The organism is Flavonifractor porci, from assembly GCF_037572415.1.
Classification (GTDB): Bacteria; Bacillota; Clostridia; order Oscillospirales; family Oscillospiraceae; genus Flavonifractor; species Flavonifractor porci.
On sequence record NZ_JBBHLB010000013.1, the window covers coordinates 35,531 to 49,542 of the forward strand.

Annotated in this window: 12 protein-coding genes; 5 read left to right on the forward strand and 7 right to left on the reverse strand. The window is 63.1% G+C overall.

The annotated features are described in order from the left end of the window. Positions 1-23 precede the first annotated feature (23 nt). The 3 genes from WHJ28_RS11725 to WHJ28_RS11735 form a co-directional block, all read right to left on the reverse strand. Complete coding sequence (locus WHJ28_RS11725) at positions 24-1,265, reverse strand: peptidylprolyl isomerase (protein ID WP_340042302.1); 1,242 nt, start codon at positions 1,263-1,265, stop codon at positions 24-26. Positions 1,266-1,421: 156 nt separating this feature from the next. Next, positions 1,422-2,279: a YitT family protein gene (locus WHJ28_RS11730; RefSeq protein WP_340042303.1), complete on the reverse strand. Its 858-nt coding sequence runs from the start codon at positions 2,277-2,279 to the stop codon at positions 1,422-1,424. Positions 2,280-2,313: 34 nt separating this feature from the next. After that, positions 2,314-3,969 carry an S-layer homology domain-containing protein gene (locus WHJ28_RS11735; protein WP_340042304.1) on the reverse strand — a complete coding sequence of 552 codons (1,656 nt, stop codon included), beginning with the start codon at positions 3,967-3,969 and terminating at the stop codon, positions 2,314-2,316. Positions 3,970-4,225: 256 nt separating this feature from the next. Between WHJ28_RS11735 and WHJ28_RS11740 the strand changes: the two genes are divergently transcribed. From WHJ28_RS11740 to WHJ28_RS11760, 5 genes are all read left to right on the forward strand, one after another. After that, positions 4,226-4,798 carry a xanthine phosphoribosyltransferase gene (locus WHJ28_RS11740; RefSeq protein ID WP_340042305.1) on the forward strand — a complete coding sequence of 191 codons (573 nt, stop codon included), beginning with the start codon at positions 4,226-4,228 and terminating at the stop codon, positions 4,796-4,798. A 175-nt stretch (positions 4,799-4,973) separates the two neighbouring features. After that, positions 4,974-6,245, forward strand: a complete 1,272-nt coding sequence (locus WHJ28_RS11745) for a BMP family ABC transporter substrate-binding protein (protein ID WP_340042306.1) — start codon at positions 4,974-4,976, stop codon at positions 6,243-6,245. A gap of 103 nt (positions 6,246-6,348) precedes the next feature. Next, on the forward strand, positions 6,349-7,938 hold the full coding sequence (locus WHJ28_RS11750; RefSeq protein WP_425461134.1) for an ABC transporter ATP-binding protein: 1,590 nt from the start codon (positions 6,349-6,351) through the stop codon (positions 7,936-7,938). Next, positions 7,931-9,016, forward strand: coding sequence for an ABC transporter permease (locus WHJ28_RS11755; RefSeq protein WP_340042308.1), 1,086 nt, complete (start codon positions 7,931-7,933; stop codon positions 9,014-9,016). Before WHJ28_RS11750 ends, WHJ28_RS11755 begins: the two co-directional genes overlap by 8 nt. Continuing rightward, entirely contained in the window at positions 9,016-10,005 is a 990-nt protein-coding gene (locus WHJ28_RS11760) for an ABC transporter permease (RefSeq protein ID WP_340042309.1), read from the forward strand. Before WHJ28_RS11755 ends, WHJ28_RS11760 begins: the two co-directional genes overlap by 1 nt. Positions 10,006-10,062: 57 nt before the next feature. On the opposite strand, the gene WHJ28_RS11765 is transcribed toward WHJ28_RS11760, so the two are convergent. The 4 genes from WHJ28_RS11765 to WHJ28_RS11780 form a co-directional block, all read right to left on the reverse strand. After that, the gene (locus WHJ28_RS11765) at positions 10,063-11,550 is read right to left on the reverse strand and encodes a M56 family metallopeptidase (protein ID WP_340042310.1); all 1,488 of its coding nucleotides are present in this window, start codon (positions 11,548-11,550) and stop codon (positions 10,063-10,065) included. After that, the gene (locus WHJ28_RS11770; RefSeq protein ID WP_340042311.1) at positions 11,547-11,924 is read right to left on the reverse strand and encodes a BlaI/MecI/CopY family transcriptional regulator; all 378 of its coding nucleotides are present in this window, start codon (positions 11,922-11,924) and stop codon (positions 11,547-11,549) included. Before WHJ28_RS11770 ends, WHJ28_RS11765 begins: the two co-directional genes overlap by 4 nt. 125 nt (positions 11,925-12,049) lie before the next feature. Further along, on the reverse strand, positions 12,050-13,441 hold the full coding sequence (locus WHJ28_RS11775; RefSeq protein WP_340042312.1) for a hypothetical protein: 1,392 nt from the start codon (positions 13,439-13,441) through the stop codon (positions 12,050-12,052). Beyond that, positions 13,416-13,907 carry an RNA polymerase sigma factor gene (locus tag WHJ28_RS11780; protein WP_340042313.1) on the reverse strand — a complete coding sequence of 164 codons (492 nt, stop codon included), beginning with the start codon at positions 13,905-13,907 and terminating at the stop codon, positions 13,416-13,418. The genes WHJ28_RS11775 and WHJ28_RS11780 overlap by 26 nt, the downstream gene beginning before the upstream one ends. Positions 13,908-14,012: the final 105 nt, after the last annotated feature.

Below are 14,012 nucleotides of genomic sequence, written 5' to 3' on the forward strand. Positions count from 1 at the left end.
TGCGCAGGGTGCGAAAAAGGGCCTCAGGCTGCGGGGGAGGCGGAGGGCTCCGCCGCGGGAGATTCGGTCTCAGGAGCGGGGCTCTCAGTGGCCGCGGGGCTCTCGGAAGCCTGGGCCTCCGCCTGCTTCTGCTGCTGCCACTCCAGGACCATGTTCATCATAAAGTCATAGAAGGCCTTGGGGTCCAGGTTCTTGTAGGCGTCGGTGGTCTCCACCTTGGCGTCCGCCGTCCACTGGTCCAGCAGCTGGTTCATGGCGTAGTCGGTGTAGGCGGTGCGGGTGGTCTCGTTGTCGGCGTCCTGCCGCAGCAGGATGTGGTAGCCGTAGTCGGTCTCCACAGGCTGGCTGATCTGGCCCACCTCCAGCTGGGTGCCGGCGGTGACGAACTCGGAGACCAGGGAGCCGGTGCCGTCCACCATGGCGCCCGTGGACAGGAAGGTGTAACCCTCGGGCTTATACAGCTCGCCGGTGGTCTCGTCCCGGCCGTCGTCGCTCTTCTCATTCATGGCCGTTTCAAAGGCGGCGGCGGGGTCGGCGGCGCCGGTGATCTCGGTGTACAGAGCGTCGGCCTCCGCCTTGGTGGCCGCCTTCTCCTCGTCGGTAGCCGGAGAACCATCCTCATGGGTGGGGAAGGCGATGAGGATGTGCTTGCAGCTGTAGATGCCTTCGGAGTCGATCATGTTCCGGATGTCCTCGTCGGTGGGGGTAAGCTCGCCGGACTCCTTCATGGCGCTCTGGAGGCCGGACACCAGGTAGTAGGCGTCGTTCAGGCCCAGATAGCCCTCCCGGCTGATGCACTGCTGGTCCAGCCACTCCTGGGTGGTCAGGCCGTAATACTGCTCGTACATGGCCCCCATCTGGTCCAGCTGCGCCTCGGCCTCGGCCCGCTGCTCCTCGGTGACGGTCACCCCGGCCTCATCGGCATGGTTGGCCACGGTGGCGTACAGCTTGCTGATCTCCAGGGCCTGCTCCTTCAGGTAGTCGGCGGTGGGCTGGCCCTCGATCTCCTCCTCCCAGGCCTCGTCATTGGCCAGGTAGCCGGCGCTCTTGGCGGTGGAGATGCTGGTCAGCAGCCAGTACAGGTACTGGTCGGCGGTGACCTCCCGGCCGTCCACGGTGAAGAGCACGGTGTCCCGGCTCAGGCCGGTGGCCTTGTAGGCGATATCGTCGTCGGCGGGCTTGGGATCGGCTGCGGCGCAGCCGGCCATGGCGCCTGCCAGAAGCGCGCCGCTCAGTCCGGCGCACAAGAGTTTCTTCCAATTCATGTCTCGTTCCTCCTTGTGATGGCCGGACAGTCCCGGCGAAACAGCACTAGTGTACACCTTTTTTTCTTCACAGGCAAGAAAACCGGGGCGGGGTTCATTGAAAATTCACAAACACCGCCCCGGTATGGGATGGATGGATCTATGGTTGGCCGGCTCCTAGGCCCGCAAAAAGCCCTTGCCGAAGATCTCGCTGGAGTTGGCCACGATCATGAAAGCATGGGGGTCCACCTGCTTCAGGTGGCGGCGCAGAGCCACCGCCTGGCCCCGGGAGAGAACGGTGAGCACCACATGGTGGACGTCGTGGGTGTAGGCCCCCTGGGCGGTCCAGAGGGTGGCTCCCCGGGTCAGAGTGTGGGTCACATAGTCGCACACGTGCTCCGGGTCGGAGGTGATGATAAAGAAGGCCTTCCGGCGGTTGAGAGACTCGATGGCCCCGTCCACCAGCACCGACTTGAGGGCCAGGCCCAGCAGGGAGCACAGGCCCGCCGTGGCGTCAAAGACGAAGAGAGCGGCGGCGGCAATGGCCACGTCAGAGATGAGCAGGGCGGTGCCCACGTCTAGGCCGGTGTACTTCTTCAAAATCATGGCGGCAATGTCGGTGCCGCCGGAGGAGGCGTCGATGTTGAACAAAATGGCGGCCCCCAGGGCGGGCAGGATCACCGCGAAGAAGAGCTCCAGCATCAGCTGGTCGGTGAGAGGGGCGGTGAGGGGCCACACCCAGGAAAACACCTGGATCAGGCCCGCCGACAGCAGGGAGCAGTACACCGTCCGGAACCCGAAGCTCTTGTCCAGCATCAGAAAGCCCAGAATGAGAAAGAGCACGTTGATGATGGTGTTGTAGGAGGAGGCCGACAGGACGGGAAGCACCTTGCCCAGCAGGATGGACAGGCCGGACACGCCCCCCATGGAGAAGTTGTTGGGGAATTTGAAGCAGTAGACGCCCACGGAGATCATGACCGTGGCAATGTTCATCCACAGAAATTCCTTCCAGAATCGCTTTTTGTCCGATATCATGTCCATCTCTCCTTTTCGTCAGGGGGGAGTCCCGTCATCGGGCGGCCTGGACGGCGCTCCACACGTCGTATCCGCTGCTGGCGGGAATGGTGCCTACCCGCCACAGGGACACCCCGGTGATCCCGAACATTTTGGCCAGCTGGAGCTTGTCCGCCACGCTGCGGGCGTCCTCATACCATACCTTGTAGCGCTCCCCCTCCTCATTGGTGTAGACGGCGCAGGGATTGCGGTACTTGTCGCTGTAGGTCACCGCCGTGTCCGGCTGGGCCAGCCGGGCGGCCAGGGTGGAGGGGCCGGGGTGGTAGATGGTGGTGTCCAGGAGTTTTCCGTCCTGGTCAACGTGGAACCCGGCGGAACCGAAGGAGATGGCCAGGGCGATCTTGCCCGCGTCCCGGACGCCGGCGGCTGGATCGGTGATATCCCGCAGGGCCTCGTACACGCTGGCGATGGGGGTGACGGGGGAGTCGGTGTTGCCGGTGCCCACATAGGACTCTGGGATGGAGGTCCACTGATAGTCGTGGGCCATGAGGATCACCTTGTCGCACACCTCACCCAGGCCCCGGTAGTCAAAGCCTGTGTACCAGGTGTCGGGCTGCACGCACACATACAGGGCCTTGCCGGCGGGCAGGGCGGAGCGCAGCTCCTGCATAAAGGTGACATAATTCTTTTTTATGGTGTCCCCCTTCAGCCCCTCGAAGTCGATGGTCAGGCCGGCGTAGTCCCCGGCGGCGGCCACCAGGGCGTCGATGGCCTGGGCCCGGGCGTTGGAGTTGTTGACCACAGCGGCCACGGTGGAGGTGGTGGAGCCGTCGGCCAGGGTCACCGAGTCGGTGGCAGAGCCAAAGACGCACAGGTTGTAGTCCACTCCGTGGCTGGTGAAGTAGTCGGTGGCGGGGGTGGGATCGGAGGGTTTCACCCAGTCGTTGCCGTTTGTGTTGGTGGAGTTGAGGGTGGGGCCGTCCGGGCCGTACTCAAGCCGGGCCCAGCCCAGGCTGACCGCATCCATGTCGGCGGTCAGGTTGATCTGGGCGTAGGAGGAGAAGGCATAGAAGCCGTGGAGCCAGTCCACCTTGGAGAGGTAGCGCTCATACACCCGCACCAGCATGGTGGCGGCCTCCTCCCGGGTGGCCGAGTGGGCGGGCAGGAACTTGAGCTGACCGTTGGGGCCGGACACCCCCTTGATCATGCCGATGTCGTAGGCGATGGCGATATAGCCCCCGTTGTTTTTCACGTCGTCAAAGGGGAGGGAGAGGGAGGACAGGTCCTGGGCCAGGGTGTCGTATCCCAGGGCCCGCACCAGCATCACCGCCATCTCCTCCCGGCTGATCAGGTCCAGGGGGCGGAAGGCGCCGTTGGGGTCCATCACGTCGTGGGCCCGGGCGGTCTCCACCGCGGAGTAATACCACTCCTTGGTGCCGCAGTCTATGTAGGAGGGGGCGGATGGAGCGATCATATCCCAGCCGAACATCCGGCACAGAACGGTGACAAATTCCGCCCGGGTGATCTCGTCCCCGATGCCGAACCGGCCGTCGGGATAGCCCTCCATCAGGCCATACTCCCGGGCTTTGTCGATGTGGGCCTGGGCCCAGTGGCCGCCGGTGTCGGAGAAGGCCCGGGCGGCGGGGGAGAGAGGAGCGGCGCAAAGCAGGAAAGCGGCGGTGAGAGCCGCCGCACAGATCCGACGCTTCATGGAAAAAAGACCTCCTTTATCGTGGGTAAAACAGGGGCAAGGGTCTGACACCTCTTATTTTAGCAAAGGAGCGGGCAAAGTACAACGAAAAACGGAGGGCCTTTCGGAAGGATGGCAGAAAAAACCCCATATAGATCAGACAAAATCAATAAAAAGGGGTGACGAGGGCGTTGTTTTTTGATAGAATATGGTCAGTTGCAGAGGGATGCAGAATTCGATACAATAAATATGAATTTTTTGTTAAGGAGACGGCGATATGAAATTGCTGGAAGATCGCATCCGCACCGACGGCATCATTCGGGAAGGCGGCGTGCTGAAGGTGGACAGCTTCCTCAATCATCAGATGGATGTAAAGCTGTTTCAGGAAATGGGTAAGGAATTTTTGCGTTTGTACAAGGACTGCGGGGTTACCAAGATTTTGACCATCGAGGCATCGGGGATCGGGATCGCGTGTGTGGCCGCGCAGTTTTTTGATTGTCCGGTGATCTTCGCCAAGAAGAACAAGACCAAGAACATCGCCGGCGACGTGTACACCTCCAAGGTGGAATCCTTCACCCACGGCAAGGTGTACGATATCATTGTGGCCAAGCAGTTCCTGCTGCCCGAGGACCGGGTGCTCATCATTGACGACTTCCTGGCCAACGGTTCCGCCCTCCAGGGCCTCATCAAGCTGGTGCTGGACGCCGGGGCCACCCTGGTGGGCGCCGGTATCGCGGTGGAGAAGGCCTTCCAGCCCGGCGGCGATCTGATCCGGGGCATGGGCGTGCGGGTGGAATCTCTGGCAAAAATTAAGAGTATGAGTGTAGAGGACGGCGTGGAGTTCTGCTGAGCCAACGCCGGGAATTGCGGGGCGTCCAGAGGCCGCCCCCTACAAGATGGGCGTAGGGGCCGGCGTCCCCGACGGCCCGTGTGTCTTTTTGTGTGTTCAGACCAGCCTGCGGGGAACAGGCTGTTTTGAAGGAAAGTTGGAAGTCATATCGGATCTAAAAGGAGGAAATTTGGACATGAAGAAGAGAAAACTGCTTGCAATGCTCCTGGCCGGTTCCATGATGCTGAGCCTGGCTGCCTGCGGCGGCAACGGCGGCGGCGGCGAGTCCCCCAGCGGCGGGACTCCCTCCGGCAACAGCGAGACCCCCTCCGGCGAGGGCAAGACCGTCAAGGTGGGCCTGATCTGCATCGGCGACGAGAACGACCAGGGCTACACCTACAACTTCATCCGCGGCAAGGAGGCCGTCACTGAGTCTCTGGCTGAGAAGGGCATCACCATTGACTGGAAGGTCAAGTGGAACATCGGCGAGGATTCCTCCTGCGAGGAGGCCAACATCGAGCTGGCTGAGGAGGGCTGCGACCTGATCATCAACAACTCCTTCGGCTTTGAGCCCTATATGCTGAAGGTGGCCCCCGACTATCCCGACATTGAGTTTATCGCCTGCACCAACCAGGCCTCCGCCGTGGACGACCTGGAGAACACCCACAACGCCTTCGCCAACATCTACGAGGGCCGCTACCTGGCCGGCGTGGTGGCCGGCATGAAGATGCAGGAGATGATCGACAACGGCGAGATCACCCCCGAGCAGGCCGTCATCGGCTATGTGGGCGCCTACTCCTTCGCCGAGGTGATCTCCGGCTTTACCGCCTACTACCTGGGCGCCAAGAGCGTGTGCCCCAGCGTGACCATGAAGGTCCAGTTCGTGGGCTCCTGGTCCAACGCCACGGAGGAGGGCAACGCCGCCAAGGCTCTGTGCGACGCCGGCTGCGTCATGATCTCCCAGCACTCCGACAACACCACCCCCGCCACCGCCGCTCAGAACGCCGGCGCCTTCCACACCGGCTACAACAACGACATGATCTCCGTGGCCCCCGACGCCTCCCTCATTGGCACCCGCATCGACTGGTCCGTGTACTTTGCCTACGCCATCGAGGCCGTGGCCAACGACCAGCCCTTCGACCAGGATTGGTGCCACGGCATGGACCAGGGCGCTGTGGTCATGACTCCTCTGAATGAGGACATCGCCGCCCCCGGCACCGCTGAGAAGCTGGCTGAAGTGGAGAAGGCCATCCATGACGGCGAGCTGCAGGTGTTCGACACCTCCACCTTCACCGTAAAGGGTCAGCCTCTCACCACCTGCATGGCCCTGGACACCGACGGTGACTTTGTGGCCGATTCTGAGGAGGCCGTGTTTGACGGGGCCTTCCATGAGTCCCACTTCCAGTCTGCGCCCTACTTTACCGTGCAGATCGACGGCATCGAGTGGCTCAACTCCGCTTTCGGTTAATCACGATCCATTTACAAAAGAGGGCTGCCCCGCAGCCCTCTTTTGTGTCTTTTCCCGGGAAAGGCAATGATGCACCACTCACCCATGTCTCATCACAGGAAGGATGACAGCCTTGGAAACTGTCCATGCAATTGAACTCAGGCACATCACCAAACGCTTCGGCAAGGTGGTGGCCAACGATGGCATTGACCTGGCCATCGATCGGGGGGAGATCCTCTCCCTGCTGGGGGAAAACGGAAGCGGTAAAACCACGCTGATGAATATGCTCTCCGGCATCTATCTCCCTGACGAGGGAGAAATTCTGGCCGACGGCAAGCCGGTGACCATCCGCTCCCCCAAGGACGCCTTCACCCACGGCATCGGTATGATCCACCAGCACTACAAGCTGGTGGAGGTGTTTACCGCCGCCGAGAACATTGCCCTGGGCCTGAAGGGGAAGGAGCACGACCGCAAGACGGTGGCCGCCCAGGTCCAGGCCATCAGCGACAAGTACGGCTTCGGCATCGACCCCAACAAGAAAGTGTACGATATGTCGGTGTCGGAAAAGCAGACGGTGGAGATCGTCAAGGTGCTCTACCGGGGGGCCGAGATCCTCATTCTGGACGAGCCCACCGCCGTCCTTACCCCCCAGGAGACCGACCGGCTCTTCAACATCCTTCGGGCCATGAAGGCCGACGGCAAGGCCATCGTCATCATCACCCACAAGCTCCACGAGGTGATGGCCCTGTCTGACAAGGTGGCGGTCCTCCGCAAGGGCAAGTACATCGGCACCGTTAACACCAGTGAGACCAACCCTCAAAAGCTCACCGAGATGATGGTGGGCCATGCCGTCACCCTGAACATCGACCGGCCCCAGGCCAAGTACAGGGATCTCCGTCTGGAGGTGAAGGGCCTGAACTGCCGCAATGGCGAGGGCCTGCCGGTGCTGAAGGACATCTCCTTCCAGGCGTACGGCGGCGAGATCCTGGGCATCGCCGGTATCGCCGGCTCCGGTCAGAAGGAACTGCTGGAGGCCATCGCCGGCCTGCAGAAGGCGGAGTCCGGACATATCTTCTACTATCCGCCCCACCCCAACAGCGACATCGCCGGCAACCATGTGCCGGTGGACAAGGCGGGAGAGGAGCTGGTGGGCAAGACCCCCGGCCAGATCCGCAAGGTGGGCGTCTCTCTGGCCTTCGTGCCCGAGGACCGGCTGGGCATGGGCCTGGTGGGCGGCATGGGCATGGTGGACAATATGATGCTCAAGACCTACAAGGACACCCCCGGCCCCCTGGTGGACCGGAAGGCCCCCAAGGCCCTGGCGGAAAAGCTCATCGACGAGCTGGAGATCGTCACCCCCGGGGTGGCTACCCCGGTGCGCCGTCTGTCCGGCGGCAACGTGCAGAAGGTGCTGGTGGGCCGGGAGATCGCCTCCGCCCCCACGGTGCTCATGACCGCCTACCCGGTCCGGGGCCTGGACATCAACTCCTCCTACACCATCTACCGGCTGCTCAACGAACAGAAGATGAAGGAAGTGGCGGTGCTGCTGGTGGGCGAGGACCTGGACGTGCTGCTGGAGCTGTGCGACCGGATCCTGGTGCTGTGCGGCGGCCAGGTGTCCGGCATTGTGGACGGACCGTCCGCCACCAAGGAGCAGGTGGGCCTGCTTATGACCCGTGTGGGCGGGGGAAAGGAGGGAGAGGACCGTGCATGAATCCAATACGCCCCTGATCCGCCTGGCCAAGCGGGATGGGATGCCCAAGGGCCAGGTGTGGGCCATCCGGGGAGCCTCCTTCCTGGCGGCCATTCTCATCAGCGCCCTTATCTTCCTGCTGATGGGCCACAACCCCTTCGGGGCCTTCGGCACCATGGTGAGCGGCTCTCTGGGCAAGCCCACCGCCATCCGGCAGACGGTGCGTATCGCCGTGCCTCTGCTGGGTACCGCTCTGGCCATCGCGCCCTGCTTCAAGATGCGCTTTTGGAACATCGGCGCCGAAGGTCAGATCACCGCCGGCGCTGTGGGCGCCAGCTACTTTGCCCTGTTCTGGGCGGATCAGCTCCCCGCCCCCGTGCTGCTGGTGGTCATGGCCGTGGCCGGTACCATCTGCGGCGGCCTGTGGGCCCTGGTGCCCGCCTTCTTCAAGGCCAAGTGGGGCACCAACGAGACCCTGTTCACCCTGATGATGAACTATATCATCATCGGCGTGGTCAAGTGGCTCCAGGGCGGTCCCTGGGAGGGGCGGCCCGGCTCCCAGATCATTCCTCAGTTTGACCGCGCCGCCGTGCTGCCCAAGGTGCTGGGGGTCCACTGCGGCTGGATCATCGTCCTCATCCTGACGGCGGCCATGTTCTTCTATATGAAGTACACCAAGCAGGGCTACGAGATCGCCGTCATCGGCGAGAGCGAGAACACCGCCCGGTATGCCGGTATGAACGTGGGCAGGATCATCATGCGCACCATGTTCCTGTCCGGCGCCATTGCCGGCCTGGTGGGCTTTATCGTGGCCTCCGGCGCGGACAATACCCTCCATGCCGGCGTGGCCGCAGGCGTGGGCTTTACCGCCATCACCGTGGCCTGGCTGGCGCAGCTCAATCCCTTTGCCATGGTGGGCATCTCCATGCTGCTGGCGGTGCTGGACAAGGGGGCGGACACCCTCCAGACTCAGCTGGCCGTCCCCGCCTCCATCTCGGACATCATCACCGGCATCTTCCTGTTCTGTATGCTGGGCTGTGAGTTCTTCATCAACTACCGCCTCATCTTCCGGGGCAGCCATAAGGAGGTGGCCAAGTAATGGATATCAACAGCAACGCGGTCCTGCTCCTTATCATGGCCGCCGTCCTCAACGGCGTGCCCCTGCTCTACGGCACCCTGGGCGAGATCCTGTCGGAAAAGGCGGGCAACCTGAACCTGGGCGTGGAGGGCATGATGTTCATGGGCGGAGCCATGGGCCTGGGCGCTGCCTTCTACTTCGAGGGCGCCGGCGGCACCAGCGGCGTGCTGGCCGTCATCCTGGCCCTGCTCTTTGCCTTCCTGGGGGGCGCCATTGGGGCCCTCATCTACTCCTTCCTCACCATCACCCTCCGGGCCAACCAGAACGTCACCGGCCTGGCCCTGGCCATCTTCGGCACCGGTGCGGGTCAGTTCATCGGCGAGTATATGCGGGTAAGCTCCGGCGGCTATGTGGCGGTGAGCAACGACCTGAAGGCGGTCTTTCTCAATTCCCCCTTCCCGGCGGCCCTTCAGCAGCTGCCGGTGGTGGGCCCCCTGCTCTTCGGCCACAGCATCTTCCTCTACCTGGGCCTGGTGCTGACGGTGGGGATGCACCTGTTCCTCAACAAGAGCCGGGCGGGCCTGTCCCTGCGGGCAGTGGGCGAGTCTCCCGCCACTGCCGACGCCGCCGGCGTCAACGTCACCCTGTACAAGTACCTGGCCACCGTCATCGGCGGCGGCATCTCGGCCATCGGCGGCATGGTGTACATTATGACCATCGCCAGCTGCGTGTGGAACCACGAGGCCCTGTCCGGCGAGGGCTGGCTGGCGGTGGCCCTGGTGATCTTCTGCCTGTGGCGGCCCCTCAACGCCATCTGGGGCTCCATCCTCTTCGGCGCGCTGATGATCCTGTACCAGCGGCTCCACCTGGCCTTTATCCCTGACGAGCTGTACAAGATCCTGCCCTATGTGGTCACTGTCATCGTGCTGATCTTTACCTCCCTGCGCAACAGCAAAGACAAGCAGCCGCCCAACTCCTTGGGCCTGCCCTATTTTAGAGAAGAGCGGTAACATCCAAACGAAACGCGGCCCCGGCGCATTTGCGCCGGGGCCGCTCTTTTGTTTGGATTATTCCAGCAGGGACTCAAGGTAATCCCAGTCCACCGGGCCGTCCACCCGGCAGAGCACCGCAGAGATCGAGTCGCTGTTCACGTCCTGGAGGGAGCACAGCTGGTCGGTGAGGTTCAGAAAGAGATATGCGTCCCCTGCGGCCACAAAGGCGCTCAGGTGGCTGCCCTCGCTGTCACTGACCGTCTGACCGGTGGCCAGCTTGGTCACCGGCAGGGCGGACAGGTAGTCCAGCAGGGGCTCACCGATCTGGGGGGCTACATCCCGCTGAGCGCGGTAGCGGGTTCTCCCATCGATGGATACAAAGGACACCTTGTAGTCCGGCCCGTAAGAGGCCAAAGCCACCTCTCCCAGGGTGCCGTAGCTGCCGCTCACCCCCACCAGGCCGGAGCACAGCACCAGGATGGCCATCATAAGGGCCAGCAGCTTGGTCCCCGAGGTGTGCTCCCCGGGGCTGACCACCCCCCGCAGCCGGTGGCGCAGGCTGGAGGCGGAAGAGGACAGGCAGGTGGACAGCCCCCGGTCGTCCCCGGCGGACTCCAGCAGGAGGGAGGCGTATTCCCGGCGGGTCTGGTCATCCGCGCCGTATACCACCATCTCGTCGCAGGACAGCTCCAGATCGGCGGAGGCCCTCCGGGCGGCCAGCCACATCAGGGGATTGAACCAGCACAGGGCCTTACACAGGATGTAAAAACATTTGGTGTCTATGTCCCGGCGCTGGACGTGGCGCAGCTCGTGGCGGAAGATGAGCCGGTACTGGTCCAGGGTATAGGCCCGCTCCGGCAGCACCAGGCACATGGCGGAGTGAAACAGCCCGATGGTCAGGGGGGAGGTAACATGGGGACTGGTGACCAACCTGATATGCTGCTTGAGCAGGGACTGGCGCTGTTCCTTCCACCACAGATTGACCACGTCCGGCTCCTCCACCGGCCTGGCGTCCCGTAAAATGGCCCGGCGGAACCGGAAGTGGGAGACCATATGCCACAGCACCACCGCCACAAAGCCCGCCGCCCACAGCCCCAGCAGCGTGGGGACCACGCCGGGCGGCACCCGCAGGACCACCAGGGGCGGCAGGTAGCTCATCCGCCAGACCGTCAGGTTGTAATAGAGAAAGACGGGCAGCAGCCACAGGGTGGCGCAGGCCCGGGCGGAGATCTTCCGCCGCAGCAGGGGAAGCAGGAGCATCAGCGCTCCGAAATAGAAGGTGAGCAGCACCATCAGCTGGAGGGAGAACTCCGTCAGTACGGCGGCCCCCACCGCCGGACCGGCATAGATCAGGGTGATCAGCCACAGCACGGCTACCACAATGGGAAGGGACCAGGGAGTGAGCCAAACCACCGTGCTGCGTGCGCGGCTGTCCCGGCTGGTGCAGCCGGTGAGGGCCACCTGCTGTTCGTAGCTCCACTCCCGATGGAAGGCATAGGCGATGCCGCCGGCCAGCAGGACGGCCACAAACAGACGGTAGCCCCAGATAAGCACAAGGTTCACAGCCGTCCCTCCTCCAGCATCTTACGCAGTTCCTCTAAATCCTCGCGGCTCACCCCGGCGTCCACCAGAGAGGTGGCCAGGGCGGCCACCGAGCCGCCGAAGAGCTGGTCCAGCACCCCACGGCTGGCCTGGGCCAGATAGGCCTTTCTGGTGACAATCGGTGTGTAGTAGTTTACCTTGCCCCGACGCTCCAGCTTGAGAAAGCCCTTGTCGCACAGCCGGGTGAGGAAGGTGAGGATGGTGGTGGGCGCCAGGGGATGGGTATGGGCCAGGGCCTCCTCAATCTCCGGCCGGGTCACCGGGGGCTCCTTGTCCCAGATGATCTGCATCAGCTCCAACTCGCTGTCGGGCAGGCGGCGGATCTCCTGCTTCATGGTTTGCACCTCCTTCGTCTGTTGTAGAAGTTCTTCTTCTGTAGAAGATTATAGCGGGGAAAAACGAGGATGTCAAGGGCATCAAAAAGCCGCCGGGCCACGCCCGGCGGCTTTAGAGATGTGGGTCAATGAACGGGAATGGATTGCTCCAGAAGGGTCAAATGGTGAATCTGGGATACCTCCACGGGCTGCTCAAATTCCCAGGTGTTGTAGGCACGCATGACCTCTACGTCTTGTCCCACGTTGACATACTGACCTACAGAGGGTTGGGCGGCCACCGATGTGCCGTCTTTCAGGATGGCATAGAGCGTGTCGGAGCTGAAGCCGCCGGTATCGTTGCTGTCCATGGTGACTGTCATGGGAGAGACCGTCACCCGGGTCACCTGCCGCCCGGCCAGCTCGCCCGTCCAGGCCAGGGTGGTGGAGGGGTGGTAGGTCATTTCAAAGGAGATGTCCCAGGTTCCCGGGATAACCACCCCCGGGAGGGTATAGCAGCCGTAAAAATACACTTCGTCCAGTTCGTTGGCTTCGCCGGCCTGAATGAGGGGGAACATTACGTCCAGGCCCCCGTCCACCTGGGTGATCACCATGGGCAGCCAGTACTTCTCCTGGCCCGCCTGGCTGTCGTCTTTAGGGTAGATCCGGGAGAGGAAATAGCCCATGCTCACATCGTCGTGGGTGATCCCTGACGCATAGGCCACCCGGACATGGAAGCGGCCGTCGCTGGCAAAGCCCATGGAGGAGATGGTCACATCCTCCGTACCCTCCATGGCCATGGGGGTCTGGCCGGGAGCCAGCACCACCTGCCGGTCCGGCAGGATGGCCCGGGTATGGCCGCTCTCCTCGATATGCAGGACCACCCTGTCCTGGTCGGACAGGGGCAGGCTGTCCAGCAGCTGATCGGTCACTCCGGCGCAGGAGGCGGAGGCCTCCAGTTGTCCGTTTCGGGTAGTCATGCCGTCCAGAGCCAGACGTATGGTGCCGCCGCATTGCTTTTTCCGGCCTGTGATGATTCCCACAGCTCCATGAATCTGGGGGTCATAATAGTTTAAATGGGCCACAAACAGGGCGGTGCGGCTTTCCGGATCGTACTCCACCAGCTCGCCGCCGATATCGCTGTCTGCCGTTGCCTTCAGAGTAAGCTGACGGTCCAGCCGGTCGCCGGTCACGTCCCGGACGGTAAAATAGACCTGCCCCCGCACATCGTCGGCCAGGGCGCTGAGCACCTGGACCTCGATGCCCTGGTCGGTGCATAGGGCACCATGAATGGTCTGGGCGATCTGGGAAAAGGGGCCCTGCCTGGCGGAAATGCTCTGCCAGATGCCGGTTCCCGCCGCCAGGGCGGAAACCGCAAGGGCGGCGCACAGAGTCAGCGCCACCACCGCCCGGCGTCCAAACCGTCTTACCTGCTTCACTTCCGCTTCTCCTTTTGTCAGCGCCTCCAGCCGGTCCATGGCGGCCCGGCTGGGCTCCAGAGCGTCCATCTCCCGCTTATAGTCCGTGGGAAACATCTTCATCCGCCTCCATCCATTCCCGCAGCAGAGCCCTGGCCCGGAACAGCCGGGACTTGACGCCGCTCTGGCTTTTGCCCAAAATGGCGGCAATCTCCGCCACGCTCAGCTCCTCATAGTAATACAGGTGAACCACCGCCCGGTACTTGGGGGGCAGGGCCAGCACCGCCTCCACCAGGCCGCCCTCCTCCGGCCCGTTTGAGGCGGGCAGGGTGGGGGAGAGGGGCTCCTCCCGCCGCCGCCAGGGGGCCCGGAACCAGTCGTTGGCGCAGTTGACCGCCACCCGCAGCAGCCAGGCCTTGGCGTGCTCCCGGTCGGTAAAGTCCGGCTTTGCCTTCAGCAGGCAGACAAAGACTTCCTGCATGATGTCCTCCGCGTCGGTCCGGCTGCCCGTCCGGGCATAGGCCAGCCGAAACACCGCCGGACCATACTGCCGGGCCAGCCAGCCCGGCTCTCTCCATCCTTCGTCCATGTGAGCCGCCCTCCTTTCTGCCCTATACACGGTTCTGGCGTACAAACGGTTTCATTTTTTGGGACATTTTGTGGAGCAGACGCAAAAAAGCCGCCGGGCAATGCC

Excerpts from the sequence above, each read along its gene's own strand:
- WHJ28_RS11770 (WP_340042311.1), bottom strand. The coding sequence starts at position 11,924 with ATGAAGCAGGAGATCCGCCGCCTGCCCGACAGCGAGTTGGAGCTGATG.
- WHJ28_RS11725 (WP_340042302.1), bottom strand. The coding sequence starts at position 1,265 with ATGAATTGGAAGAAACTCTTGTGCGCCGGACTGAGCGGCGCGCTTCTG.
- WHJ28_RS11775 (WP_340042312.1), bottom strand. The coding sequence starts at position 13,441 with ATGAAGATGTTTCCCACGGACTATAAGCGGGAGATGGACGCTCTGGAG.
- WHJ28_RS11760 (WP_340042309.1), top strand. The coding sequence starts at position 9,016 with ATGGATATCAACAGCAACGCGGTCCTGCTCCTTATCATGGCCGCCGTC.
- WHJ28_RS11730 (WP_340042303.1), bottom strand. The coding sequence starts at position 2,279 with ATGATATCGGACAAAAAGCGATTCTGGAAGGAATTTCTGTGGATGAAC.
- WHJ28_RS11780 (WP_340042313.1), bottom strand. The coding sequence starts at position 13,907 with ATGGACGAAGGATGGAGAGAGCCGGGCTGGCTGGCCCGGCAGTATGGT.
- WHJ28_RS11735 (WP_340042304.1), bottom strand. The coding sequence starts at position 3,969 with ATGAAGCGTCGGATCTGTGCGGCGGCTCTCACCGCCGCTTTCCTGCTT.
- WHJ28_RS11740 (WP_340042305.1), top strand. The coding sequence starts at position 4,226 with ATGAAATTGCTGGAAGATCGCATCCGCACCGACGGCATCATTCGGGAA.
- WHJ28_RS11745 (WP_340042306.1), top strand. The coding sequence starts at position 4,974 with ATGAAGAAGAGAAAACTGCTTGCAATGCTCCTGGCCGGTTCCATGATG.
- WHJ28_RS11750 (WP_425461134.1), top strand. The coding sequence starts at position 6,349 with ATGACAGCCTTGGAAACTGTCCATGCAATTGAACTCAGGCACATCACC.